This window comes from Gilliamella sp. X-23, assembly GCF_057063545.1.
This window is the reverse complement of sequence record NZ_JBXSQG010000003.1, coordinates 1-26,999: the sequence shown is the minus strand read 5'-3', so window position 1 is coordinate 26,999 and position 26,999 is coordinate 1. Positions and strand designations below refer to the sequence as shown.

General features: G+C 38.0%; 24 protein-coding genes. 13 read left to right on the top strand and 11 right to left on the bottom strand.

The genetic code is table 11. From position 1 onward, the window contains the following. Both ACYH9I_RS02845 and ACYH9I_RS02840 read left to right on the top strand, forming a co-directional pair. Complete coding sequence (locus ACYH9I_RS02845) at positions 1 to 1,359, top strand: DUF3482 domain-containing protein (protein WP_483558770.1); 1,359 nt, start codon at positions 1 to 3, stop codon at positions 1,357 to 1,359. Continuing rightward, entirely contained in the window at positions 1,307 to 1,840 is a 534-nt protein-coding gene (locus ACYH9I_RS02840) for a C40 family peptidase (protein ID WP_483558768.1), read from the top strand. The genes ACYH9I_RS02845 and ACYH9I_RS02840 overlap by 53 nt, the downstream gene beginning before the upstream one ends. A gap of 109 nt (positions 1,841 to 1,949) precedes the next feature. Here ACYH9I_RS02840 and ACYH9I_RS02835 read toward each other — a convergent pair whose 3' ends face one another. Next, positions 1,950 to 3,137: a pyridoxal phosphate-dependent aminotransferase gene (locus ACYH9I_RS02835; RefSeq protein WP_483558766.1), complete on the bottom strand. Its 1,188-nt coding sequence runs from the start codon at positions 3,135 to 3,137 to the stop codon at positions 1,950 to 1,952. Between the two features lie 268 nt (positions 3,138 to 3,405). After that, the gene (gene nifJ, locus ACYH9I_RS02830; protein WP_483558764.1) at positions 3,406 to 6,948 is read right to left on the bottom strand and encodes a pyruvate:ferredoxin (flavodoxin) oxidoreductase; all 3,543 of its coding nucleotides are present in this window, start codon (positions 6,946 to 6,948) and stop codon (positions 3,406 to 3,408) included. A gap of 540 nt (positions 6,949 to 7,488) precedes the next feature. Here nifJ and ACYH9I_RS02825 point away from each other — a divergent pair. After that, positions 7,489 to 9,054 (top strand): hypothetical protein, encoded by a 1,566-nt coding sequence (locus ACYH9I_RS02825; protein WP_483558762.1) that lies wholly within the window; start codon positions 7,489 to 7,491, stop codon positions 9,052 to 9,054. Positions 9,055 to 9,211: 157 nt separating this feature from the next. On the opposite strand, the gene purM is transcribed toward ACYH9I_RS02825, so the two are convergent. The 6 genes from purM to rsmE form a co-directional block, all read right to left on the bottom strand. Beyond that, positions 9,212 to 10,249 carry a phosphoribosylformylglycinamidine cyclo-ligase gene (purM, locus tag ACYH9I_RS02820; RefSeq protein WP_483558760.1) on the bottom strand — a complete coding sequence of 346 codons (1,038 nt, stop codon included), beginning with the start codon at positions 10,247 to 10,249 and terminating at the stop codon, positions 9,212 to 9,214. A 99-nt stretch (positions 10,250 to 10,348) separates the two neighbouring features. Further along, a complete protein-coding gene (ruvX, locus tag ACYH9I_RS02815; RefSeq protein WP_483558758.1) occupies positions 10,349 to 10,759 on the bottom strand; it encodes a Holliday junction resolvase RuvX in 411 nt (136 codons plus the stop codon). 3 nt (positions 10,760 to 10,762) lie between these two features. Continuing rightward, positions 10,763 to 11,320 carry a YqgE/AlgH family protein gene (locus ACYH9I_RS02810; protein ID WP_483558756.1) on the bottom strand — a complete coding sequence of 186 codons (558 nt, stop codon included), beginning with the start codon at positions 11,318 to 11,320 and terminating at the stop codon, positions 10,763 to 10,765. 21 nt (positions 11,321 to 11,341) lie between these two features. After that, on the bottom strand, positions 11,342 to 11,794 hold the full coding sequence (locus tag ACYH9I_RS02805) for a GNAT family N-acetyltransferase (RefSeq protein ID WP_483558754.1): 453 nt from the start codon (positions 11,792 to 11,794) through the stop codon (positions 11,342 to 11,344). A 3-nt stretch (positions 11,795 to 11,797) separates the two neighbouring features. Continuing rightward, positions 11,798 to 12,754, bottom strand: a complete 957-nt coding sequence (gshB, locus tag ACYH9I_RS02800; protein WP_483558752.1) for a glutathione synthase — start codon at positions 12,752 to 12,754, stop codon at positions 11,798 to 11,800. A gap of 236 nt (positions 12,755 to 12,990) precedes the next feature. Next, entirely contained in the window at positions 12,991 to 13,716 is a 726-nt protein-coding gene (rsmE, locus tag ACYH9I_RS02795) for a 16S rRNA (uracil(1498)-N(3))-methyltransferase (RefSeq protein WP_483558750.1), read from the bottom strand. Between the two features lie 98 nt (positions 13,717 to 13,814). Between rsmE and folB the strand changes: the two genes are divergently transcribed. Genes folB through ACYH9I_RS02775 form a run of 4 tightly spaced genes read left to right on the top strand, consistent with a single transcriptional unit; the run spans position 13,815 to position 15,909 of the window. Beyond that, a complete protein-coding gene (gene folB / locus ACYH9I_RS02790; protein WP_483558748.1) occupies positions 13,815 to 14,183 on the top strand; it encodes a dihydroneopterin aldolase in 369 nt (122 codons plus the stop codon). Between the two features lie 30 nt (positions 14,184 to 14,213). Beyond that, positions 14,214 to 15,215, top strand: coding sequence for an MBL fold metallo-hydrolase (locus tag ACYH9I_RS02785; RefSeq protein WP_483558747.1), 1,002 nt, complete (start codon positions 14,214 to 14,216; stop codon positions 15,213 to 15,215). Positions 15,216 to 15,272: 57 nt separating this feature from the next. Continuing rightward, a complete protein-coding gene (locus tag ACYH9I_RS02780) occupies positions 15,273 to 15,479 on the top strand; it encodes a hypothetical protein (RefSeq protein ID WP_483558745.1) in 207 nt (68 codons plus the stop codon). Between the two features lies 1 nt (position 15,480). Next, positions 15,481 to 15,909 carry an EamA family transporter gene (locus ACYH9I_RS02775; protein WP_483558743.1) on the top strand — a complete coding sequence of 143 codons (429 nt, stop codon included), beginning with the start codon at positions 15,481 to 15,483 and terminating at the stop codon, positions 15,907 to 15,909. A gap of 30 nt (positions 15,910 to 15,939) precedes the next feature. Here the strand turns inward: ACYH9I_RS02775 and moeA are convergent, their stop codons facing one another. The 3 genes from moeA to rsmI form a co-directional block, all read right to left on the bottom strand. Next, entirely contained in the window at positions 15,940 to 17,166 is a 1,227-nt protein-coding gene (gene moeA, locus ACYH9I_RS02770) for a molybdopterin molybdotransferase MoeA (protein WP_483558741.1), read from the bottom strand. Positions 17,167 to 17,276: 110 nt separating this feature from the next. Further along, the gene (gene ychF / locus ACYH9I_RS02765) at positions 17,277 to 18,368 is read right to left on the bottom strand and encodes a redox-regulated ATPase YchF (RefSeq protein ID WP_483558740.1); all 1,092 of its coding nucleotides are present in this window, start codon (positions 18,366 to 18,368) and stop codon (positions 17,277 to 17,279) included. 143 nt (positions 18,369 to 18,511) lie between these two features. Then, positions 18,512 to 19,339 carry a 16S rRNA (cytidine(1402)-2'-O)-methyltransferase gene (gene rsmI / locus ACYH9I_RS02760; protein ID WP_483558739.1) on the bottom strand — a complete coding sequence of 276 codons (828 nt, stop codon included), beginning with the start codon at positions 19,337 to 19,339 and terminating at the stop codon, positions 18,512 to 18,514. 506 nt (positions 19,340 to 19,845) lie between these two features. Here rsmI and nlpD point away from each other — a divergent pair. From nlpD to ACYH9I_RS02730, 6 genes are all read left to right on the top strand, one after another. Next, positions 19,846 to 20,952, top strand: coding sequence for a murein hydrolase activator NlpD (gene nlpD / locus ACYH9I_RS02755; protein WP_483558737.1), 1,107 nt, complete (start codon positions 19,846 to 19,848; stop codon positions 20,950 to 20,952). Positions 20,953 to 21,074: 122 nt separating this feature from the next. Beyond that, entirely contained in the window at positions 21,075 to 21,827 is a 753-nt protein-coding gene (gene gpmA, locus ACYH9I_RS02750) for a 2,3-diphosphoglycerate-dependent phosphoglycerate mutase (RefSeq protein WP_065637836.1), read from the top strand. Positions 21,828 to 21,946: 119 nt separating this feature from the next. Further along, the gene (locus ACYH9I_RS02745) at positions 21,947 to 22,525 is read left to right on the top strand and encodes a thymidine kinase (RefSeq protein WP_141683378.1); all 579 of its coding nucleotides are present in this window, start codon (positions 21,947 to 21,949) and stop codon (positions 22,523 to 22,525) included. Positions 22,526 to 22,836: 311 nt separating this feature from the next. After that, positions 22,837 to 23,430 (top strand): UbiX family flavin prenyltransferase, encoded by a 594-nt coding sequence (locus tag ACYH9I_RS02740; protein WP_483558735.1) that lies wholly within the window; start codon positions 22,837 to 22,839, stop codon positions 23,428 to 23,430. An 18-nt stretch (positions 23,431 to 23,448) separates the two neighbouring features. Beyond that, entirely contained in the window at positions 23,449 to 23,877 is a 429-nt protein-coding gene (locus tag ACYH9I_RS02735) for a hypothetical protein (RefSeq protein WP_483558733.1), read from the top strand. Positions 23,878 to 24,250: 373 nt separating this feature from the next. Then, positions 24,251 to 26,005 carry a hypothetical protein gene (locus ACYH9I_RS02730; RefSeq protein WP_483558732.1) on the top strand — a complete coding sequence of 585 codons (1,755 nt, stop codon included), beginning with the start codon at positions 24,251 to 24,253 and terminating at the stop codon, positions 26,003 to 26,005. Positions 26,006 to 26,999: the final 994 nt, after the last annotated feature.

Genomic DNA, 26,999 nt, shown 5'->3' with positions numbered 1-26,999 from the left:
ATGTTATCAACATTAAAATTAGCTGTGGTTGGTCATGCCAATGTTGGCAAAACATCATTATTACGTACTTTAGTTCGGAATAACCATTTTGGTCAGGTATCGGATCGCCCTGGCACGACAAGACATGTTGAATCAATAACATTGCCACTTGAAGATAGTAAATCGATTGTTTTTTATGACACCCCAGGATTAGAAGACAGTTTAGCCCTTTATGATTACATTAACCAACTTGTTCCCGCTAATTCAAAACTTGATGGTATTGATAAATTAACATTTTTTTTACAAAGTCCAGAGTCTGAAAACGTATTTAATCAAGAAGCTAAAGTTATTAGACAATTGTTAAATAGTGATGCAGCCATCTATGTGATAGATGTGCGTGAACCAGTATTATCCAAATATCACGATGAGTTAGCTATTTTAGCTAATAGTGATAAACCAATATTAGCCGTTTTAAATTTTATCGCTGATAGTAACCAAAATGAAAAGGAATGGAAAAGATTGCTGTCACGCGTTGGGATTCATGCTATTATTAAGTTTGACGCTATTTTTCCACCTTTAGATGGCGAAGAGCGACTATATCGTAGCCTTGCTTTATTGGTTGAACCAGCTAAAGAAATATTAGATAATTGGCTAGATAAAATCTCACAAATTCGTGATTCTCGTAATCAAACCGCTAATCGGATTATTGCCGAAACGCTTGTTGATGTTACTGCCTTTTACAAAATGGCTAAACTAGACGATCGCCAAGCAATTACTGATTTGCAAAATAAAGTCAGAAAGCGAGAACAAATAGCGATCAATGAATTATTAAAATTGTATCAATTCGATTCAACTCAAGAGAGTGAAGAGAGCTTGCCTTTAATCAAAGGTCGTTATAATGCTGACCTTTTTAATGTTGATGCACTAAAAACGGTGGGCATGCATTTGACTAAAGGTTTTGTGTCAGGCGCAACAATTGGTGCAAGTATTGACTTAGCAACTGGTGGTATTTCGCTTGGCTCGGCTGCGTTAATTGGTGCAGCAGTTGGTAGTTTAATGCAAACTGCTAAACATTATGGTTCTAGAATGCGGTATCAGCTTTCTGGATATAGTAAATTAAGTGTTGATGATGTTATTATTTGTTTTCTTTCTTTACGATTAATTCGCCTTAAAGAAAGTTTAAATCATCGCAGCCATGCGGACATGAGCCCTGTTAGATTATCTAAATTAGATAAAAATGAATGGGAAAAGGGCGTGTTACCTAGAAGTCTAAAGGTAGCAAGACGTTATCCGCATTGGTCGACGTTAAATAAAGGAACAAAAAGAAATGACAAAAAAAGACAATCGACTATTAGGAACGTTGCTCAGCAACTGCATTAATGTAAAGAAACGTTTTTTAATAACTACATTGATCTTTTCTCTCTTTGTGTTATTTGGTTGTAGTACTAGTCAAGGTCAAGTTTCTACTAAAAATATCAAATCAGATTCAGCTATGTTAGCTAAAATAGAATCTCACTATAAAAAATGGCAAAATACGCCGTATCGTTATGGCGGCACAACTTTGTCCGGTAGTGATTGTTCTGCTTTGGTGATGAATTTTTTCAAAAATAGACTTTCAAAAACCTTACCAAGAAGCGCAGCTGAACAAGCTCAATTAGGTGTTAAAGTAAATACACCTAAAGCTGGCGATTTAGTATTCTTTAAAACAGGCCGTAGCCGTAGTGGCCTACATGTTGGTATTTATTATGCTGATGGTAAGTTCTTACATGCTTCAACCTCAAAAGGGGTTATCTATTCAAACTTGAATGAGGATTATTGGAAGAAGCATTACTGGATGGCTCGTCGCATAACGGGTAGCTAAATAGCTTCTTTTTTTATCATTTTTCACGAATAATTGTAACGAAAAAAGCGCTTTAAATTAATTAATATTTATAGCGCTTATTTTTTATCTACCATAAAAATAATTATAGTTAAATTTTTCCTTTTTCTTTTAATTCATTCATTATATTAGCTACATAAAGCATTTCGCCAGGTGAACCAAGTGATATTCGGCACCAATTTGTTGCTGGTTCAAAATCTCTACCAATCAATATAAAATTATTTTTCATTAGTTCACGATAATTTTTTAAATCGATAGGGCTTTTGTGAAACATAAAATTAGTTTCTGATTTTAGATAGTGTAACCCTAAGTCTGATAGCGTTTTTTCCATGATTTGGCGTGATACATCAACCGCTTTTTTTGAATAAGTCAAAAATGATTGATCATCCATAGATGTCAGCGCTGCACAAACACCACAATAGTTGAGCTTTTCACCTGCGACATATTGAGCCATATTTTTAATATTTTCAATTGAACTAACTACATAACCTACTCGTAATCCTGCCATAGCATGAATTTTTGAGAAGGTTTTAAGTAAGATAATATTATCGCAACCTTGTATAATTAGCTTATCGACTGATTTAAATGCAGGATCATTAACAAATTCAGCATAAGCCTCATCAACAATAAAAATTGTATTTTTAGGTTTGCTTTTGATCCAAGGTTCTATTTGATGCGTTGCAAAAATAGTTGAAGTAGGATTGTTAGGATTAACTAAATAGACAATTGAAAAACCTTTATAATCTTCAACTGCCTTCTGTAAACCTTTGATATCAATTTGCCAATCAGGCAAACTCGGGACTTTGGTTATATTTAAATTAAAAATCTTTGCAAAATGTTCTCCATCGCTATAGGTAAGTTCGGGAATTACTAGCTGAGTGTTGGGTTTAACAAATGCGGCAATAGCACTACGAATACCTTCTGATGAGCCAGCAGTTAGCAAAATTTGAGCATCATCAACGTTATGATGTTTAGCTAAACGTTTATTAAGTAGTGGCATTTCGGCTTTGGCATAACGATTAGCTTTTGGTACGGCATTTATTGCTGCTTGTTTTGCACTTGGCGACATTCCAAGTGCATTTTCGTTGAAGTTTAGCCTTACTGGATTGTTAACATTGGGTATTACCACTTTATCAAGCATGGGAACAGAGAATGAGACTGAGTTTTGTGCTTCTATTGCGTGAGCTTTAGATAGGAATTGATTAATAGATAGCCCTGCAATTGCTGCACTAGAAAATGTGATTAGTTTTCTTCTACTGACATTGATATTAGATACCATGATACACCTCATGTTTTAGTTGATACTTACGTACTTAATTATTGATATTGCAAAATTAATACCAATTTTAAAAAATTGTATTTTTTGCTTATTTTTAATAAAAAGATCATATGTATATAGATAAAAAAACAGATTTGGTTTCCTATCTGGTATTTAAATATGCACTTAATTGGTGCTTTATTGCTTAATATTAGGAGATAAAAAACCAGTTATTGTTAAGGCAATAACTGGTTTTATTGATTGGATAATCATAAGCTATGCGTTATGATCAACTATCGGCAGGAGGCTCAATATCTGAAAAGGTAGCCAGCATTTGCAAGAATTTATACTTCGAATTTACCATTTTAGTGGAACGCTCATGCAAAGTGTTTGCAATGGTTGGCTCTAATGTTTCTAAACGGCGGAAACGCTGCTCTTTCAATAAAATGCTTGATAATAATTCGCTATTTGGTGCTTTTGAATCAAGTACCAAACCTGGTTTACCTTCTATCATACGACGTGGATCATAACGGTAAAGAGGCCAGAAACCAGATTTAACGAGATCCTTCATTTGTTCATGTGATTTAGCAAGATCATAACCATGTTCTTCACAAGGGCTATACGCAATAACCAGTGATGGGCCATCATAGGCTTCGGCTTCTTGTAAGGCTTTAAGGGTTTGGTTAAGTTGTGAACCTAATGCAACTTGCGCAACATAGACATGACCATACATCATTACGCTAACACCCAAATCTTTACGCGCTTTATGTTTACCTAAATCAGCAAATTTTGATACAGCACCCATTGGCGTCGCTTTAGACTGTTGACCTCCTGTATTGGAGTAACATTGCGTGTCTAATACCAATATATTGACGTTATCGGTTAAGCTCATGACATGATCAAGCCCACCAAATCCAATATCGTAAGCCCAACCATCACCACCTATGGCCCAGACTGATTTGTCAACCAAGTAATTGGCATCTTGGATTAACTCTTGTGCTTGTGCAGATGCTAAGTGGGCAAGTTGTTCACGTAGCAATACGATTTGTTGGCGTTTTTCAGCGATAGAGGTTTCTGATGATTTTAACGCCATTACAATTTCTGGCGAAATGTCGCCAGCGACATAATCAAGCAAACGTAACGCACGTTTTTTATGTTGGTCATAAGTAATGCGATAACCTAATGCAAATTCGGCATTATCTTCAAATAACGAATTAGCCCAAGCCGGCCCACGACCATCGCGATCGGAGGTATAAGGTGACGATGGCAAATTACCACCATAAATTGATGAACAACCAGTGGCATTGGCAATCGCTAAATGGTCACCATAAAGTTGTGTTAATAACTTAATGTATGGGGTTTCACCACATCCAGCACAAGCACCTGAATATTCAAATAAGGGTGTAAGTAATTGTGAGGTACGAACATCAATGCGTTCGAGTGTTTTTATATCACGATCTGGTAATGCCATAAAATATTCAAAATTGGTGCGCTGAGTATCAAAATTATCGATGCGCGATTGCATGTTAATAGCTTTAATTTCAAAGTTGTTGCGATCACGTGCTGGGCATACTTCAACACATAAATTACAACCCGTACAATCTTCAGGCGCAACTTGTAATACATAGCGTTGTCCTTTCATATCGCGGGCTTTGACTTCAAGTGAACTTAATGAGTCTGGTGCATTGACCATATCATCAAGCTCAACAACTTTGGCGCGAATAGCCGCATGAGGGCAAGCAACTACACAGTGGTTACACTGAGTACACAGTTCAGGTTGCCAAATAGGGATCTGTTCTGCAATATTACGTTTCTCCCATTTTGTTGTTCCTGTAGGCCATGTACCATCAGGCGGGAATGCTGATACCGGCAAATTATCACCTAATCCAGCTAACATTGCGGCAGTCACAGTTTTAACAAAATTAGGGGCATTCGTTGGAACAATAGGTGGCATGTTCGCACTGCTTTGATCTACACAACTAAGTGGAATTTGCTCCAGTGAAGCGATAGCTAAATCAAGCGCTTTCCAGTTATTTTCAACCAAATTTTGCCCTTTACTACTGTAACTTTTAGCAATGACTTCCTTTAATTGGGTAATACTAAAATCATTTTTAAAAATTTCAGCAAGGTGAAAGAAAACCGCCTGCATAACGGTATTGATTCTTGCCCCTAAATTACATTCACGAGCAATTTTTGCTGCATTAATGATGTAAAAATGTGCTCGTTTTTGAATTAATTGCACTTGGACTTCTTTAGGAAGACGGTGCCAAATTTCATCTTTACTATATGGTGTATTAAGCAAAAAGATTCCGTCGTCTTTTAATTTATCAACAATTTGGTATTTATCGATAAACTGATCTTGGTGGCATCCAATAAAGTGTGCACTGGTAATTAAATAAGGGGAATCAATAGGATCTAAGCTAACTCTTAAGTGAGAAGTAGTTAAACCACCCGCTTTTTTGGAGTCATAGACAAAATATCCTTGTACATAAAAAGGCGAACTATCACCAATAATTTTAATATTATTTTTTGTTGCCGACACTGTGCCATCACTACCAAGTCCATAAAATAAGGCTTCAAGTGAAGATTTTTGTGGAATAGATTGATCTGGCAATGGTAATGACAGCCCAGTAACATCATCATAGATACCAACAGTGAAGCGTGATCTTGGTTTTGTTAAGTTAAGTTCAGTAAAAATAGCAAGTACACAGCGAGGGTCAAACTCTTTAGATGACAACCCATAACGCCCACCCACAATATACGGCATGCAAGTTCGTTCACCACGCGATAAGCTTTCAGCAAATGCGGTTATGATGTCTAAATAAAGTGGCTCAGCTTGTGCACCAGGCTCTTTGGTTCTATCAAGAACGGCTATTTTATTAACAGTATTAGGAATAACGCTCAGTAAATGGTTGGCTGAAAAAGGGCGAAATAATCGAACAGTCACAACTCCAACTTTTTCGTTTTGTTTAAGTAAAACGTCAACCACTTCTTTAGTCGTGCTTGCTCCCGAACCCATAACGACAATAATACGTTCGGCATCGCTAGCACCATAATATTCAAAAGGTTGATATTTTCTGCCTGTTTCTATTGCAAAAGCGTCCATGGCATCAACAACATGTTGGTAGGTGTCATCATAATACTTATTTATTGCTTCTCGGCATTGAAAGTAGGTATCAGGATTGGCAGATGTACCGCGAGTTACTGGATTATCGGGTGTTAAAGCTCGTTCACGATTAGCTTTAATTGCTTCGTGAGGTAATAAGTTATGGATTTGTTCATCACTTAGTGGATAGATTTTATTTACTTCGTGCGATGTTCTAAATCCATCAAAAAAGTGAACAAAAGGAACACGGCTATTTAAGGTTGCTATTTGTGAAATCAGAGCAAAATCTTGTGCTTCTTGCACAGAACTTGAACAAAGCATAGCAAACCCCGTTTGCCTAATTGCCATTACATCAGAATGATCGCCAAAAATAGACAGAGCATGAGTTGCAACAGTACGTGCGGCAACATGCAAAACAAAAGGGGTAAGTTCGCCCGCTATTTTATACAGCGATGGGATCATTAAAAGCAAACCTTGTGACGAAGTAAACGAAGTGGCTAGTCCACCTGTCATTAATGCACCATGAACAGTTGCAATAGCACCAGCTTCGGACTGCATTTCAATTACTCTTGGCGTATCGCCAAATACGTTTGGCTTGTTAAATTCAGCCCACGTGCTAGCTTGTTCGGCCATTGTTGAGCTTGGAGTAATTGGATAAATAGCAATGACTTCGTTTGTACGATAAGCAACGGATGACACCGCACTGTTAGCGTCTGATATGATCATTAAAAAAACCTTATATTTTAAAGTATTGCGACATTACTAAATTATTATAAATTTGTATCATTGTATCAGAAACTAAGATAGCTTTTTGTTATTTTTATGTTAAATTTTTTATCATTACCGCTTTAGATAAAAAGCAAAAATAATGCTTTATGTTAATATCAAGCATCTATCAGGAATACTTCATTTATAACACTTAAAAAGTTGATAATACATTAAATAAAACATGTAAAAATGGACTATTTACAAAATAGTTCATTTTTTAAATTATGCTTTGCAAAACATATTCAGAAGTCTATACCACTTGGTTATTAAAAACGCCGAAAAAAATGTGTTTTAGAGGACTATTTTAGCCATATATATCCCAAAGATATCTTTAATTAAAAATCTTAACAAAGCTTTACAAAATTTAATTTGAAAAGGAATAGCGAACTAAAATTAAGCAGTTTATAATTCGCACGTTTTATATAAATTCAGATCATTAAACGAGTAAATGGCTATAAAAATATAAATTAAACAAAATCTTATAATGGGTGGAATATTATGTTTTACCATAGACAAAAGCAGTCATATATTCTAAATCTTTTTAATTATTACAGTAGTCAAAAGCAAAATTTTTCCTCACTTTTATCATTGAACTTAACGGACTTACCCAAGTCATCATTGTTTTTTGCACCATTTTTGTTATTACCGTGTTCATTAAGTTTACAGGCATTATCGGTGCAAACTTCAAACGTCATTCAAGGAACAGCTCCGTATTTAACGTTTGATGATGGAACCACTAAGGTAATGAGTTTTGAAGGGGTATTAGGTATAAAATTGGCAAATATCAGCTATATACCACAAGGTATAAATAGCACAGTTTACCCAAATGCAACTATCGATACATCAAACATAAATAACCCAATTGAGATGCCAAACACAACCTATACTTTTGCGGATATCCAAACAATTGTACCCGTTGCAAGTTACCCTAATATCTCGTTAACTAACTTGCTTAATGCGCCATATAATTATGGGCGAGATGATGATGGTGATGGAGGTATCAATGCAACAGGCAATTTGACGATTAAGTGGCAAGATAGCAGTGGTAAAGATATTACAGAGGATGTTAAAGCTAATCCAAATATGGAATTAAATTTTTGTAATGCACCTTATCAGCTTACATTAAGTGCAACGGATGGCTACTTATCAACTGAATATGGTATACCTAAAACTACTTACTTTAATAATGCGAACCATAGCTACTATATTAATCCGAATCGAATAAATGCAAAAGTCTGTTTTGCTCAGCCGAGTTTACATGCACAACAAGGTGATGAACAAAAGGAATATTGGGTTAGAAAAAAAGGTTTTAAAGTGCAACCATTTAACAACCCAACCAATAATTTTCCAACGACAGGCTCAAACAAAATGTTTTTCTACCTGCTGTTGGCAGGAATTACACCAGAGCAAGTTATTGCAGTCAATGGCTCAACAGTACAGGGAACTGGAGGGAACGTAACATTGCAATTAAGTGCGGCAACCACACATGGTTGGGGAAGTATTAGTTACCCCGAGAGGGAGTGGGCTCTAAAGGTTGAACTAATTGGGCCGACTCGAAACTCGACAAATACAAGATTCTTACCAACAGAGTTTAAATTATATTCTGATACTATTGGTGGTCACTTAATTTATAATTTTAAAATAGAGCGTTGGTTTATACCTCTCCCTGGACAAGTAAATGGGTATTGGAATGCTCAAAATTTTTGTAGAAGTTTAGGATATGGTTATCGGATTCCTGGCGTTGAAGATTATACTAATGCGAATCGTCCAGATATTGGTTGGAATAGTGGTATACCAGGCAGAAATATCAATATGTACCGAAGAGCTTTAAGTTACCGAGACGGTAACCGCTGGGTTGGAGGATTCTTTAATGAGTGGGGAGTTATGAGCGACGCAAATAGTGGTTATCCTGGTACTGACTGGAGCGTCTACGACTATTGGGCTTATCAAGCGCGAGGCGGGAATGAATGGTATAGCGTTGGTTCGGGTGGTGGTAACATTAATACTACTGCTATTTCTAGTCATTTATATAATACTAATAAAGCAGCATGTGTAAGCCCTTAATGTGATGAAGTAATTTGCTCGTTGGTCACCAAACAATAGCTAAATACGATTTATTAAATGATACAGCTAGATGTTTACAAAGTGTTACGATCTGGCAATAACGATCTAAAAAGTGGCATATTATCCATCTAACAGATGGATAATATGAAAATACTATTTATTTGATTACAACACGCTCGCCTGATGTAGCGTGTTTAATTTCACCTAATAACCACGCTTTTTCACCATGGTTATTTAGTAAGCTAATTGCTTTATCGGCTGACTGTTTAGGTAATGCGATAATTAAACCGACACCACAGTTGAAAGTTCGGTACATTTCGTGACGGCTAACATTGCCTACTTGTTGTAGCCAATTAAAGATGGCTGGCCATTGCCAACTTGCTTCATTAATGACTGCTTGAGTATTTTCAGGTAAAACACGAGGAATGTTTTCCCAAAATCCGCCACCTGTAATATGGGCAATGGCGTGCACGTCAACTTGAGCGATAAGATCAAGAACAGACTTAACATAGATCTTCGTTGGTGCAAGTAAGTGATCGGCAAGTGGTTTGCCATTTAGCTTTTCGGTAGCAGGGTTTACGCCACTAACTTCAATAATTTTACGTACTAACGAATAGCCATTAGAATGAGCGCCGCTTGATGCTAATGCAATTAATGCATCACCGTCTTGCACTTTGCTACCGTCGATCATGGCAGACTTTTCAACGACGCCAACACAAAATCCTGCCAAATCATAGTCGTTGCCGTGATACATACCTGGCATTTCGGCCGTTTCACCGCCCACTAAAGCACAGCCTGATTGTTTACAACCTTCGGCAATGCCAGTCACTACAGTGGTTGCTACATCGACATCAAGTTTGCCGGTGGCATAATAATCAAGGAAGAATAAAGGTTCAGCACCTTGTACAATTAGATCGTTAACACACATTGCCACTAAATCAATACCAATCGATTCATGGCGGTTTAAATCCATGGCAAGACGTAATTTAGTACCCACACCATCAGTGCCTGATACCAAAATAGGTTCTTTATATTTTTGTGGAATAGCACACAGTGCGCCAAAGCCACCCAGTCCACCCATAACCTCAGGTCGCTTGGTTTCTTTAACGATAGATTTAATGCGATTAACAAGTTCGTTGCCAGCATCAATATCGACACCGGCATCCTTATAACTGAGAGATTTATTATTTGACACAGGAAGCAATCCTTACAATAGAAACTGGGCTACTATTTTAGCAAGGATGAAATTTAATGGCGATTAATTATTTACAAAATAACCAATTAATTAAAATTGCTAATTATTTTCAAACCAGCTTTCTAGAATAATAATGGCAGAAGTTGCATCTACATGGCCTTTTTCCAGCGCACGATAACCCCGTGAAGCAAAAATATGGGATTTTGCTTCAACGGTCGATAATCGCTCATCTTGCAAATGTACTTGATAACCAAATCTACCATGTAGACGATTAGCAAATTTACGTGCTCGTGCAGTCAATGGTTGCTCACTTCCATCCATATTTAAAGGTAGCCCAACGACTAAAAAATCCGGTTTCCAATCATTTAATATTTTTTCGATAGCTTGCCAGTTAGGAACGCCATCGCGTGCTTTAAAAGAACACAAAGGATTGGCTGTTTTAGTAATATCTTGACCAATAGCCGCTCCAATACTTGCCGTGCCAAAATCAAATGCAATAATTGTAGCCATAGGTTATGCATTACCCATTTGGTGTGAAATAGTATTGATATTGATACCAAGTGATTCGGCTGCTTTTTGCCAACGTTCATCAATAGATACTTCATAAATAATTTTAGGATCAGCATTCGTGACTAACCAATCATTACGGGCAATTTCGCCTTCAAGTTGTAATGATTGCCAGCTCGAATATCCCAAAGCCAAAAAGATATTTTGCGGTTGCTCGGGGGAGCCGATTGATTTGAGCGCATCGAGCGAAGTTGTAATCATTACATCATCTGAAATTTGAATGCTAGAAGCAAATTCTTGTTGAGGTGTATGCAAAATAAATCCTTGCTCTTCAGCAAGTGGACCGCCACAAAACACAGGATGCTCTAATTCAGCACAGCTTTTTGGCGCCGTAATTTCTAATCGTGTAAGAACGGTTTCTACATTAAGCTCAACAATCGGTTTATTAATCATAATGCCCATGGCACCATCGCGGTTATGTTCGCAAATATAAATGACAGAACGACTAAACAACGAGTCATCCAATGTTGGCATAGCAATAATAAAATGATCTTTTAAATTCATAATCTCACATTTAGGTAACTTTTATAATGCACATTTGCCAATTTTAACGTTATGCTCAACATGACAGCGCATTAATAATTCAGGCTCATTGGTTTCTTCATTGATCGATTCTGAAACAATATCAAAATTCTGAGTAAGATAAAAATCAATCGCCGCAGTATTTTTTTTATAAACATGCACTAACAGTTCATTATGGCGCTGTTTGGCTTTATTAACTAACGCTTTACCGACACCTTGATGACGGTAATTTTGATCAACAAACAGGCCTGAAATGTAGTTTTCAGTTAAACCAATAAACCCTTTTATGCCATTAAGATCTTGTACATATAAAGTGGACATTGGGATTAGCATTTTTACTAAATCATAATTTTGTTTAAAAAATTCAGGATCGATAAAGTCATGAGCTTGCAAATTACCTTGCAGCCATATTGCCATGACGCTGTTTAAATCTTCGGGTTTATATTCTCTAATCATTGTTTAACTCTTTTTATTTAGTCGATGTTCGATTGCGTCCATTAACATACCGGTGATTGAAAGATCAGGGTTGGCCGCTTCAATTTCACGAACGCAAGTTGGGCTGGTGACGTTAATTTCAGTTAACTTATCACCAATGATATCAAGTCCTACAAACAGCAAGCCCTTTTCTTTTAAAATTGGGGCGATGCTTTTAGCAATGTGCCAATCGCTTTCACTTAATGCTCTCACTTCTCCATGCCCGCCAGCAGCGAGGTTACCACGCGTTTCGCCTTTTTGTGGGATTCGTGCTAAACAATAAGGTACTGGTTCGCCATCAACGACTAAAACACGTTTATCACCGTCTTTAATTGCAGGAATGAAGTTTTGTGCCATGCAATAACGCGTATTATGTTCAGTTAATGTTTCAATGATTACTGAAACATTAGGATCGTCTTGTTTGATTCTAAAAATCGACGATCCTCCCATACCATCTAACGGCTTTAAAATAATGTCATGGTATTTTTGAAAAAACGCTTTAATTTGTTTTGTTTGGCGTGTAACTAGCGTTTGTGGTGTAAATTGTGCAAACCAAGCAGTAAACAGCTTTTCGTTACAATCGCGCAGGCTTTGTGGTTTATTAACTACTAACACACCTTTATCTTCGGCGCGTTCTAAAATATAAGTAGCATAAATAAATTCAGTATCAAAAGGCGGATCTTTACGCATTAAAATCGTATCAAGGTCACTGAGTGGAATGGTTTGTTCTTGCCCGAGCTCGAACCAATGATCTTTATCGTTATAAACCGTCAAAGAACGAGTTGTGGCATAAGCTTCGCCATTGTCTAGAAAAAGGTCGTTCATTTCAATATAAAAAAGCGCATAACCGCGTTTTTGTGCTTCAAGCAACATGGCAAAACTCGTGTCTTTTTTTATATTGATATGACTAATTGGGTCCATAACAATACCAAGTTTAATCATGGTAACTCCTTATTGATTCTTTGGGTTTTAGCGAACAATGATTGATAACGCGTATTATCCTATACTTGTCTACTGGGTTAGTTTGAATATGCGATAATTAGTGCTTTAAATCACTATTAAAAGTGTGCTTGCAACTATCATACTCGTTACAGCTTAAGATGCAAAGCAAACATTAGCAATGTCGAGTTAATTTTCTCTATCGCAATAGAGAATAGAGTAAGCAATACGACTTTATATTATCCTAAATCACCAAAATGTACTTGCAAAGCGGTTAGGGCAGTGAGTGCTGCTGTTTCGGTACGTAACACGCGTGGGCCAAGCAAAATATCAGTGAATTGATAATCATGTGTCATGTTAATTTCGCTATCTGACAAACCACCCTCTGGGCCAATTAATAGACTAATATCCTGCTTATCACTAGGTAATTGCTTAACGCCATGCTTGGCTTTAGGATGTAAATTTAAGCGTAACTGCGTTGTTAAACTGGCGCACCAAGTTTCAAGTTTTGTTACAGGGTGGATGACGGGCACAACATTACGACCACATTGTTCACAAGCTGAAATCACGATCTTTTGCCATTGTTGGACTTTTTTATCTAACCTTTCGGCATCCAATTTAACCCCACAGCGTTCAGAAAGTAGGGGCGTAATACTACTAACGCCTAACTCTACTGATTTTTGAATCGTAAATTCCATTTTTTCACCACGAGATATCACTTGCCCCAAATGAATCTCTAATGGTGATTCGCGATTGTCTAAAATAGACGAAGATGTTTTGACGGTTACCGATTTTTTATTAACATCGCAGATAACCGCTGGAGTAATTTGATTTGTTCCGTCAAATAGGGTGATTTCTTCGCCCACTTTCATGCGTAACACACGAATAAGGTGGTTAAATGCATTATCATCTAGGGTAATAAGGCTATTTTGAACAATCGTAAAAGGTTGAAAAATTCGCGTCATAATTGCTAGTATCTTAAAATATATTGCAATAAATTATAGCGTAATTTATCAAGATTCGGTAATCTCTATTTAAATAAACTAGGCTTTTGGAATCTAGCATGAATACATACAGCAAAGATAGGGTACTAATTGAAGGATTAACCGTTTTAACCACCATAGGTGTTTATGCGTGGGAAAAGACCATCAAACAAAAACTGATACTCGATCTAGAAATGGCATGGGACAATAAACCCGCTGGTGAAAGCGACAAAGTATCATTTTGTTTGGATTATTTCTTAGTTAGCCAAGCGATCACCCAATTTATTGAATCAAATAAATTTGAATTGATAGAATCGGTGGCAGAGCAGGTTGCCAAATTAATCATACAAAAATTCGCGGTGCAATGGTTAAAAGTCAAAGTGTCTAAACCTAGTGCAATTGCTAATGCTAATAATGTTGCGGTAGTGATTGAACGTGCGGCACATTAAAACCACTGACTAGTTAAAAAGACGATAACCATGACAAAACTTAAACAAGATTTAACGACTAAAAAAATGCGTCAAACAGCTAAAGGCTTTCGGTATAATGGATCGTTTAAAATTAAAATAGGCGAATTTATACGTTGGCGTTTAACGCGTAGAGTATTACCTCCTAAAGCAGGTTATTACGCTTTTAATCAATCATGGTTTGAACCAATAGATCTTAACTTGTCTGATGATAGAGTTTGGTGGATTGGTCACTCGACAACCTTAATTCGTTTAAGTGGTAAAATGATATTGACTGATCCAATCTTTTTTAAACGAGCTTCGCCATCGCAATGGATTGGTCCCAAACGCCGAACACCGCCAGCTTTAAGCATCAAGCAATTACCACAAATTGATTTTATTGTCATTTCACACAACCATTATGATCACCTTAATTATCATAGCATTCACCAATTACTTGCACGTTTCCCTAATATTGTTGTGATGGTTCCTTTAGGGTTAAAAAGAACCTTACTAAAATGGGGAGCTAAGCATGTTATTGAATTAGATTGGTGGGATTGTGTGACGGTTGATGGACTTCGCTTTTCGGCCACTCCTGCTATACACTGGAGCAATCGTAGCTTGTTTGATATAAATAAATCCTTGTGGTGTGGTTGGGTGATTCAATCTAATATTGATGATCAAAACCAATCAAAAACGGTCTATTTTATGGGCGATACCTGTTATTCTTCTGAGCTAAAAGAGATTGCTAAACACTTTCCATCAATTGATTTAGCATTAATTCCTATCGGCGCTTATGCACCACGTTGGTATATGCAATCACAACATATTGATCCACAACAAGCCGTACAGTTATATGACGAGCTCAATTGTCATTGTGCAATAGCCATCCATTGGGGAGCATTTGAGCTAGCCGATGAATCATTAGATGCTCCCCCGCAATTGTTAAACGCTCACAAAGCCGAACGTTGTTTTAACCTCATAAAAATAGGCGGCAGCCAAGCTATTAATCATATTGATTCTAGAGTAAAATAACCCAAATAAAAACAAACGTAATACGGTTAATTATATGTTTGCAAAAAGGAGGACGAAATGAAATCTACCATTATTGGTTTATCTTGTTTAGTGTTTAGTTTGACATTAGTTGGTTGTGGTGGCAAAAACGACAAAGGCAAAACCTATCACTGGTCAAAAGCTCACGGAGTTTTAGAAGATTGTCGTGGTGTAATGAATAAATCACAACAATGTGAGACTAATTCGAATAATCAACAATATCTATTCAAAATCGACAGATACTAATATGAGTGCTTGGCTTATTTATGCGCTACTTTCTGCTATAACAGCAGCAAGTGTTGCTATTTTGGGAAAAATAGGCCTACAACATCTTGATGCAAACACCGCAACCGCTATTCGTGCTATTGTTATGGCCATTTTTTTAGTCGGCGTTGTGGTTATACAAGGAAAGCTCAACCTTATCAATACCTTTTTTAACGACAAAAAAGCCTTACTCATTATTGTGCTTAGTGGTATTGCTGGTGCACTATCTTGGCTGTTTTACTTTATGGCAATTAAAGAAGGCAAAGTGTCACAAGTTGCGCCAATTGATAAATTAAGTGTTGTTTTTGCGGTTGTGTTTTCCGTAATTCTATTTGGCGAAAAGATCTCATTGTTAGCGGGGATTGGTGTTGCCATGATTGCAGCTGGCGCGATATTAGTTGCACTATTTTGATAGTTAATAGTGCATTAATCTAAATAAAAGCTACTTTAGTAGTGCATTAAACAGCTCAACAGTAACTAGTTCACCTTTAGCAACATTGCCCCGCTCTTGTTCAAGCACAATAAAACAGTTTGCTTGGTTAAATGACTGCGTAATATGAGAACCTTGCTGCCCAGTTGTGCTCACTTCTAATTCACCCTGAGCATTGATTTGTAACACACCACGTTGGAAGTCCAACCTACCAACGCTTTTTTTAAGATTTGTTGCTGTTTTAACTTTAAAGCTCAACTCCATGGACAAATCTTCAAGCCCTGAAAGCGCTAAAATCAACGGTTGCACTAATTGGTAAAATGTTACCAAAGCCGAAACTGGATTACCCGGCAAGCCACAAAATAATGCATTGCCAATTTTACCGAAAGCAAACGGTTTGCCTGGTTTTATTGCTATTTTCCAAAAGTTAATTGTGCCCAACTCTTCTAAAGCCGCTTTGGTATAATCGGCATCACCGACCGAAACCCCTCCACTGGTTATCACCAAATCAGCCTGACTTGATGCTGTCATTAACGCTTGTTTAATTTGGATGGGATCATCAGCAATAATACCCAGATCAACCACCTCGCAGTTAAGCTTGCTCAATAATAATTTTAACGTAAAACGATTGCTATCATAAATAGCACCATTGCCCGATAATGGTTCACCAATGGGGGTTAATTCGTTACCGGTTGATAAAATAGCTACTTTCAACTTTCTAAATACAACAAGCTCACCAATGCCTAATGTTGCCAATGTTGATAGTGTCGGTATTGTTAATTTCGTTCCTTTGTTGACAGTGATTGCATCTTGTTTAACATCTTCACCCATACGACGGATATTATCGCCGGCTTTCACCTCTCTTAAAAAAGTGATACCCAAATCTGATTTTTCGGTCTGCTCTTGCATAACAACCGCATCGGCATCATTTGGCACTGGAGCACCTGTCATAATGCGCAAACAGGTGCCTTTTGGCCAATGAAGATTGCTTATATCGTCACCAGCAAAAATCGCGCCCGCTTGTGGTAACAACGTTGATTGCTTAAGATCAGCTAACCGAACAGCATAACCATCCATTGCCGAATTATCGAATCCAGGCACATTAATAGGCGAAACCACATTTTCAGCGGTGATCCGATCTAGCGCATCAAATAACCCAACCTTTTCGCTAGTTAGTGATTTTATGGTGGATACGCTTTGCAGTATTTGTTGTTTGGCTTGTTGAAAAGTGAGTAACATAAAAGTTAAATATCCTTATGTTTATCAATCCACTACAGATTCGTAGATTTGATAAGATTTATAGGTAACCCATATAACAACGCCGCCAAAAGGCGACGTAAAATTATCAACTACACATTAAATAAGAAATTCATAATATCGCCATCTTGCACGACATAATCTTTACCTTCAGCACGCATTTTGCCCGCCTCTTTAGCGCCTTGCTCACCGCCATATTTAATAAAATCATCAAAAGCGATGGTTTGCGCACGGATAAAGCCCTTTTCGAAGTCAGTATGAATTTTGCCTGCTGCTTGTGGAGCCGTATCGCCAATCGAAATTGTCCATGCACGAACTTCTTTAACGCCAGCAGTAAAATAAGTTTGCAGATTAAGCAAACTATATCCAGCACGAATCACACGGTTTAAACCAGGCTCGGTTAAGCCTAAATCTTGCATAAACTCGTCACGATCAGCATCGTCAAGCTCGGCAAGTTCTGCTTCAATCGCCGCACAAACAGGTACCACAACAGCCTTTTCTTGTTCTGCTATTGCTTTGACTTTATCTAAATAAGGATTATTTTCAAAACCGTCTTCATTAACATTTGCAATGTACATGGTTGGTTTTAATGTCAAAAAGCTAAGGTATTTAATGGCTTCAAGTTCTTCTTTGCTAAAATCTAATAAGAGTAGCTTCTTGCCTTGCTCAAGATGAGGTAAACACTTTTCAAGGATTTCTAGTTCAAATTTAGCGTCTTTATCGCCACCTTTAGCACGTTTTTGTTGGCGAGTTATTGCCCTTTCACACGCTTCAAGATCGGCTAATGCTAGCTCGGTATTGATAATTTCGATATCTTCAGCAGGATCGATTTTACCCGCAACGTGGATGATGTTTTCGTTTTCAAAACAACGCACAACATGTCCAATCGCTTCGGTTTCACGAATATTGGCCAAAAATTGATTACCAAGACCTTCGCCTTTCGACGCACCTTTAACTAATCCAGCAATATCAACAAATTCCATGGTTGTTGGCAAAGTGCGTTGCGGTTTGACAATTTTAGCCAGCTCATCTAAACGTGGATCGGGCATTGGTACAACGCCAGTATTTGGCTCGATAGTACAAAACGGAAAGTTAGCTGCCTCAATGCCTGCTTTAGTTAGTGCGTTAAAAAGCGTTGATTTACCTACATTCGGTAATCCGACAATCCCACATTTAAATCCCATACTGTTTGTTACCTTTTATCATAAAATGTTATAAAAATTGCGGGGGATTATATCAAATAACGCACTTTGTACCAATGATCTTATTGCTGATTTTACTTTGTTTAGTAATTCAATCGTAACGTTTTACTATTAGCTTGGTAAAATTATTCTTCTAACATCAATCCAATTTGATAAAGCTGATTCTTCTTTAGCCCATGAATTTCGGCCGTGATCGCAGCGGCTTTTTTAAGGGGTAACTCTTTTTGCAATAACTTAAGGGTATTAATGGCTTTTTGATCAACATCATTCTCTGTTTTTGCATGACCTTCAACAATCAAAACAAATTCGCCTTTTTGCCGATTGGCATCCTCGTTTAGCCATGCAATAAGCTGATTTACGGTAAAGCTGACAATGGTTTCCCATGTTTTGGTGAGTTCTTTGGCCAACACAACGCGTTTATCTGCGCCAAAAACGGTTTGCATATCTTGTAACGTATCTAACAAACGGTGGGTTGATTCATAAAAAATCATGGTACGCGGCTCATCAATTAATTGGCTCAAACTATCTTGCCGAGCTTTACTTTTTGCCGGCAAAAAGCCTTCATAACTAAATTTATCAGAAGGCAATCCAGCAACAGACAATGCCGCAATAGCAGCACAAGCACCGGGAATAGGGACGACCTGAATATCACTATCACGGCAAGCCTTAACCAAATGATATCCTGGATCATTAATTAATGGCGTACCAGCATCTGAAATCAAGGCAATAGACAAGCCGGATTTTAATTTCTCAATCAGAAGGTGAGACTTTTCTTGCTCATTATGATCATGCAAAGCAAACAGCTTCGCCTTAATACCAAGATGCTGTAAAAGTAGACCGCTATGGCGAGTATCTTCAGCCGCAATAAGATCAACGCTTTTAAGTGTATTGATTGCTCTCAGCGTAATATCATCTAAGTTTCCGATTGGTGTTGCAACGATATATAAAGTCATTATTTTAATTCACATTAAATTTTTATAGAAATACGGTAAAGATACTGTACGAAAGCCTATTTTATTGTATATACTCATTACTTTCAAAATAAATCCAACAAAGCAAACGAAATAGCGAACATCCCGAGTGTAAAAATAACTAACTAATAGCAACTTACCTGCATATGGCTTTCGCTTATAGATTGATTAATAAAGGATTTTAAAAAGAATTAAGTCACATTAATAAAAACAGATAAATAATGGTGTGATAATCAAATTAATATGCATGCTCACGGTTATCAATCACTAAAATAGACTAATTAACGTTGATGAGAAAAGAGAATGGGCTAAAAATATCGGTTAGAATAGGCAAATGATTGATGAATTTGTTGATTTAACCGATAAGTAATCAATATAATAATTTTTTTGATAATAACTTATTTGATAATAGCTTTTTGCTGTAAAAACGCTAAAATGTGCAAATAGAACGCTATTGAACGCAAATTAGATAAAAATAAAATTCACGAATGAAAGGTGTTGCTTTGAAAAAAATACTGACATTAAGTTGCTTAAGTTTGCTGATTGCTGCTTGTACACAAACCGAGCAGGCCGAAATTGAAGACATTTCTGGCGCAGGTGGACCATCAACGTCCTCTGTCTATACTAAACCACCAGCTAACATCTCAACAGGGGGAAGAATATCTTCTACTCCTACTACGTATAATCCACCTTCATCAACACAGACGGCGGTAACAAACACACAAACAGCTCATACTACTAATAATGCCAGCGACAACAACCACCATGGCACGGTAATTAGTAACGAGCGCATTGTTTATAACCGTAATTATGAAGATATTCCCAAAGGGGGATATAAAGGCGACACCTACACAGTTAAACGTGGTGATACCTTATTTTACATTGCGTGGGTAACAGGTAATGATTACCGCTCATTAGCGGCTAAAAACAACATCAAAGAACCTTTTGCTGTTAATGTTGGACAAGTGTTAGACGTCAGTGGGGGAACGGTTGTTGTAACCCAAAAAACCACAACAAATCACACAACATCAAGCAAGGCCAATAAAGATGACTCAAGCATTGCGGCAAGTCAGGCAAGAACCAAACCAACAATAACCAAAACAACAACGACTTCGGTTACCACCACGGATCAAAATCAACAACCAACTACGACCGAAACAACCGAAACCGTTACTGAACCATTAGATTCAGCTAGCAGTATACCAACTACAACTCCTCCAAAATCGAATGTTGCTAACATTGCATGGCAATGGCCATCAAAAGGTAAAATTATTGAAAAATTCTCAAGTGCAAGCAAAGGTATTGATATATCGGGTTCACTTGGCGACAAAGTGATGGCAGCGGCAGATGGACGAGTTGTGTATTCGGGCAATGCGTTGCCGGGGTATGGCAATTTAATTATCATCAAACATAACGATGATTACTTAACGGCTTATGCGCACAACCAATCTATATTAGTTAAAGAACAACAAACCGTGCGGGCAGGTGAACAAATTGCCACAATGGGGGCAACAGGTACCTCGTCGGTTAGATTACACTTTGAAATTCGATACAAAGCGCAATCAGTTGACCCGTTAAAATACTTACCAAAATAACAAGCGTTTTGCGTTAATTGGTTAGCGCAAAACCAATGGATATGCTCAGCAACAGCTAAGTCTATCCATAAAAGAACAGGATATACTAAAAATTAAATCTACGTAATAAAGGAGTTATACTCATGGCTGTAAAAAAATTAGTGCTTATTCGACATGGAGAAAGTGTTTGGAACCAAGAAAACCGTTTTTGTGGTTGGACTGATGTTGATTTATCTGACAAAGGTAACAAAGAAGCGGCTGAAGCAGGTAAATTGCTAAAAAAAGAAGGTTTCACATTTGATTATGCCTACACATCAGTATTAAAACGTGCAATTCACACTTTATGGCACGTTTTAGACGAAGTTGATCAAGCATGGTTACCGGTTGAAAAAAGTTGGAAATTAAATGAACGTCACTATGGTGCATTACAAGGTTTAAACAAAGCTGAAACAGCAGCAAAATATGGTGATGACCAAGTAAAATTATGGCGTCGTGGCTTTGCAATCACGCCTCCAGCACTTGAAAAATCAGACGAACGCTTCCCAGGTCACGATTCTCGTTACAGCAAATTACCTGAATCAGAACTACCATTAACCGAAAGCTTAGCATTAACCATCAAACGCGTATTACCTTACTGGGAATCAACTATTGCCCCACGTGTAGCTAAAGGTGAACGTGTTATTATTGCCGCTCACGGTAACTCACTACGTGCATTAGTAAAACACCTAGATAATATCAGCGATGACGACATCATTGAACTTAACATCCCAACAGGTGTGCCATTAGTGTACGAATTTGATGACAACATGAAAGTTATCAAACACTATTACCTAGGCAACGCAGACGAAATCGCGGCAAAACAAGCAGCGGTTGCAAACCAAGGTAAAGCAAAATAATTATTCCTTAAACAAACAAAAAGGTAGGTTATTTAACTTACCTTTTTTATTATCTGCATAATGGCTTTTTATTCATTCATTTTTATTGACTGACTTATTTTAATTTTGAGAGCGTTATTTTGTCTAAGATCTACTATATATATGGCGTAATGAATGCCGGCAAATCTACCGAATTACTTCAAATTGACCACAACTACCTAAGTAACAACATGCAAACGTTACTGCTTAAATCATCGGTTGACACGCGTGACTCCGCAGTTGAAATCGTCTCTCGCTTAGGGTTACGCAAAAAAGCGTTACAGCTTGATGACACAACGGTTGATAGCATCATAGAGCACATCAAACAAAGCAACTACGCCTGCATACTCATTGACGAAAGCCAATTCCTGTCACGCAACACCATCTGGAAACTATCAGATGTTTGTGACGAACAAGGCGTACCCATCATGTTTTTTGGTATCAAAACCGATTATATGGGACATTTATTTGAAGGTTCAAAAACACTACTCGAAATTGCCGACAACTTTAGAGAGCTCAAAACCGTATGTTGGTGTGGAAAAAAAGCCACCATGATCTTATTAGAAGGTGAAGACGGACAAATTGTAAAATTTGGTAACTCCATCCATCTTGGCGACAGCGAATACCACTCAGTATGCCGAAAACATTGGAAAGCAGGTCAAATAAGACCTAAAAGCTGATCTTTCTATATATTTCACACTTATTCCTACATATAGACTACATTTATCAGTGAGCCTATAGGATAGTGAAAAAGTGTGAATAAACTCAACCCAATAAACAACCAGCTCCCCCCTAATTTATATATTGTTAATGGAATAACCATGTTCGTAACTATCTGCTACTTGATTCACTATCAATAGATAGGTATAGTCAATCCTTTCATAGCAAGCTTTAGTATCGCTTATTTTTTAAAGTATCATTTGATTGGTTAACTACTGAAAATAGTGATTAACAATTTTTATTGCAATTTGATATTAATAAAGGAACCAACATGACACAACAGCGGATAGTGATTGGCATTAGTGGCGCAACCGGGTTTGCGTACGGAATAAAAGCCCTAACGCTTTTAAAACCACTCAACATCCAAACACACTTAGTGATCTCAAAAGCGGCACACATCACGCGTGCTCACGAAGCGCCCGATCTAAGTTTAGCTCAAATCGCATCACTGGCCTACAAGGTCTATCCGGTTAACAACATTGGTGCTGCCATTGCAAGTGGCTCATTTAAAACTATGGGCATGCTAATTGCCCCTTGCTCAATGCGCACGCTTGCCGCCATAGCACAAGGCCTATCTGATAATTTACTGACTCGCGCTGCCGATGTTGTATTAAAAGAACGCCGTCGCTTAGTGCTAATGGTCCGCGAATCGCCTTTTAACCTAGCACATCTAAAAAACATGGAAACAATCACCCTTATGGGTGGCGTTATTTGTCCACCTGTGCCTGCGTTATATCAACATATTAACAACATTGATGACATCATCACCCACAGTGTTGCCAGAGCGCTCGACTTATTTGGAATTGATATCCCAACACTACCACGCTGGGGTGAAGACCTGCACCTAAATAACAAACCCGAATAACTCGCACAAGCCCAAACTATGCAAGCCGATCCTAAAATCACCCAATTTATTAAAAAAAACCACGTATTGACGCTCAGTGTCATCTTACCCGACAACACCCCATGGGCATGCAACACCTTCTATGTGTTTAATGAACAGCTAATGCACCTATATCTTCTTTCCGAACTAAAAACCCAACACGCCAAAGCCATGATAATGCACCCTCAGGTGGCAGGAACAATTAGCATCACTCCCAAAACTATCGCACAAATCCAAGGCATCCAATTCCAAGCTAAAGCAACCCAATTACAAAATGAACAAGCCGAACAAGCCTATAGGCAATATTATCGAGCGTTTCCTTTTGCAAGAGTCATCAAAGCGCCGATTTGGGCATTAGAACTGCAAAGCATAAAAATGACCAACAACTTGTTAGGATTTGCCAAAAAAACGCATTGGGTAAAACAATAAAACAGATAAAATAAAAAGATCCTTCGTCCACCCTGAAAAAGTTTGGGGTGTTTTTTTGTTAAAAAACAACGCAATTACCATCCAAAAATCGGTCAGAAAAGGTATTGATTTTATTGAAGTTTTTATTTAGTGCTTTTTATCCAAAAAACCTCACCAAAACCATTCCCCAAAACACGCCAACAAAAGCTTAACCGCCCGCAATTAACAAAACTTTACAAATTTTTAACAAAAAAAGTAGCGCATTATCACTCAACCGGTTATAATTTAATCGCCCTTAAAGCAAGGGAGTGCTCGTTAGTCGAGCGGACAATTATAAAAAGTGTAAATAAAACAAAAAATTACTTGACAGGATAAGCAAAATGCGTTACCATTTATGGCATCTGGCATCTGGCATCTGGCATGCCAAACCTACGCCCAAAATCTTTTTCAATATCACCGTAGTCTAAATCAGACACAGTTCTTATTTTCATCAGCGAAGTCATTTCGCGTAGCGAAATGGACGCCGTCATCGAGGTCTTTACTGGCGATGTTTTCGGCGGGTACTTCGGCAACATCCTTGGAAATATCGTCGGAAACCGCTTTGGTCAGGTCATCGGCCACATGTTCGGTAAAATTATCGTCGATATCCAAGTGGTTATTAGGGCCGTCATTAGTATTCAAGCCGCTATTATGGTTTAGACCTTCATTGTTATCTAAATTGTTATTTAAATCGGCGTTGTTCTTCGTGGCATTGTTGTTATTGTCGTATTCGCAGTGTTCTATGGCATTAACGGCACATACATCAAGGGTCATAGAGGGTAGTGCGCCGTATTTAACGTTTGATGGAGGACAGACAAAGGCAACTAATACGGATACCTTTTTGGCAATAGAGTTGCCAGATGGAAGGCGTATCACGCCATCTACTAACACATCGAGTTCGACAAACCCGATAATGGTTCCTGCTGGAATAACATTTAATGATATTCATACGGTATTGCCGTCGGGTAGAACATATACCAGTTTAAATAGTCTAATTAGCCAAGGGAAGTGGGGAGATGATGATGGAGATGGACAGGGGGTTAATGGAGTAACAGCATCAGGGAGTATAGATTTAACAATAAAGGATAAAGATGGCACAACTGTTAGTCGTGGTGATACATTAAGTAAATGTAGTGCCCCTTATAAGGTAACCTTAAGTAGTATAGGGGGGAGTTTAACTACACGGTATGGTGTACCAAATAGTAGTACATTTATTGGAGGCAGTGTAGAGTATTACATCAAGCCGGATTCTACTGGTGGTTGTTACTTTGCGCAGTCGGCAAGGCCGAATTTGTACTTCGGTGGTACTGGTGATAATGTTTCTTTCTTTTGGGGTAGTAAGCTTGACGATTCCAAGTACGCCGGCCCATCTAACATATGGAGTCCTACAAAGGGTTTTTTAACTCAGTCAACGTATTCATCATCTTACGACCGAAACTTTCCAACTACAGGTGCTGATGGATTGTATTTTGATTTAGACATAGGTGGAGTCGATGTAAGTCAGTTGACGTGGTCTCCGGTCACTCGTGGTGGAATAACGGCTACAGTGAGAAATGTTATACCTCGTGATGAATGGATTCCTAGTATTGATAGAGGAAAAGTTGTTGCACGTGTTAAGTTAAGCGGTCCTAAAGCTGATAATCTTGCCATACTAAGTTTACCACAGAGATTTGAGTTGGTGGGTAGGGATAGTCATGGTAATGAGGTGAGGTATGGGTTTGTGTTAAGGCAGTGGTTCGTCCATCTGGGTAATAAACTGGCTACTCAGTCTGCGCACTTCTCTTGGTGTAGTCGTTTGGGTTATCGTCTTGCTAGGGTAAGAGATTTAACTAATGCGACTTGTTCTGGTTTTAATTCCGGTTCATGGTGCCAAGGTTCTGTCGGCGCCACACCTAGTTCATCTGGTGATAATTATATGCGTCACATAGGTGCTGGATTTTTCACGGAGTGGGGCATCATGTTCAAATACGGTGTGGGCTTCATCGACTACGACTATTGGACAAGCGACACAGTAGGTAATAACGAAGGCTTCCTTGTCTCGTTCGCCGGCCTTATCGAGAAAGACAGGAGTACTAACGACAACGATCCTGCTGTTTGCGTCACACCTTAGCTTTTATTTCTTAGTCCTTAATCCTTAGGGTGCGGGGGTGGTTATGGTGCCTGAGAGGATAATATAGAAAAGAATCAAGCCCCCGCGTAAGTTGGGGCGTTTTCCCTTAGGGTTGCGCAGTTGTGGCAAAGCCACAATCGCGCCGCCCCCCGCCGCCGACGACGCTGAAAGTGTCGATGGCAATCCTAGTGGATAATGCTGTGGCGGTTTAAATTTGTGGTCTATTTATAGTACGGCAAGGTTTCGGACGTTTTGACCTTGGGTGAACAAAATAGCCACAGTGACCACGTCCGAGCAAAGGGAATTAAAGCGAATTCCCTTTGCAATCCCACGCTTTGGCTACAGAATGTGGCCTACGGCACTACTTGTATCATCCTGATACTCGCCTCTTCGAGGCCACCTTCGCTATGCTCAGGTGTTCAAATTTGTTCCAGACGCACCACAAACTCGCCAAACGTCCTGTTTGGCGTGCTAACCTCGCTCTGTTGTCGGCACATTCTGACGCTGGAATAGGACAGACAACATAATCGTAGGTGTTTTTTGATGAGTTACTTTTGTGTAAAAAAGCAATGCAATTACATCCAAAAAGTGGTCAGGAAAGGTATTGATTTTATTGAAGTTTTTATTTTGCTATTTTTAAGCTAAATCAATAACTTAAACAACCTAAGCAAAGCGCCGACATACAACAACTCAACAAAACCACGAATAGCGCCCTAATAAAAAAAATTTAACCGCTCAAACCCTTTTTTTAACGACAATTTAAAATTAAATAAAATCAATAAATTATAAAACACCTCAAAAAAAGGTTTTCAAAACCAAAATTGTTGTTTATCTTTATACAGCAAGATTTATCAAATCTTGAGCTCTACCTTAACGCCGTGTAGGCGGTTTAGAAATTCACCGATATTGTTATACTCAACGATGATATCCTTAACGCCGTGTAGGCGTTTAATTCAAATAAAATCAAACGTATAATTATAAAACATAATATCTT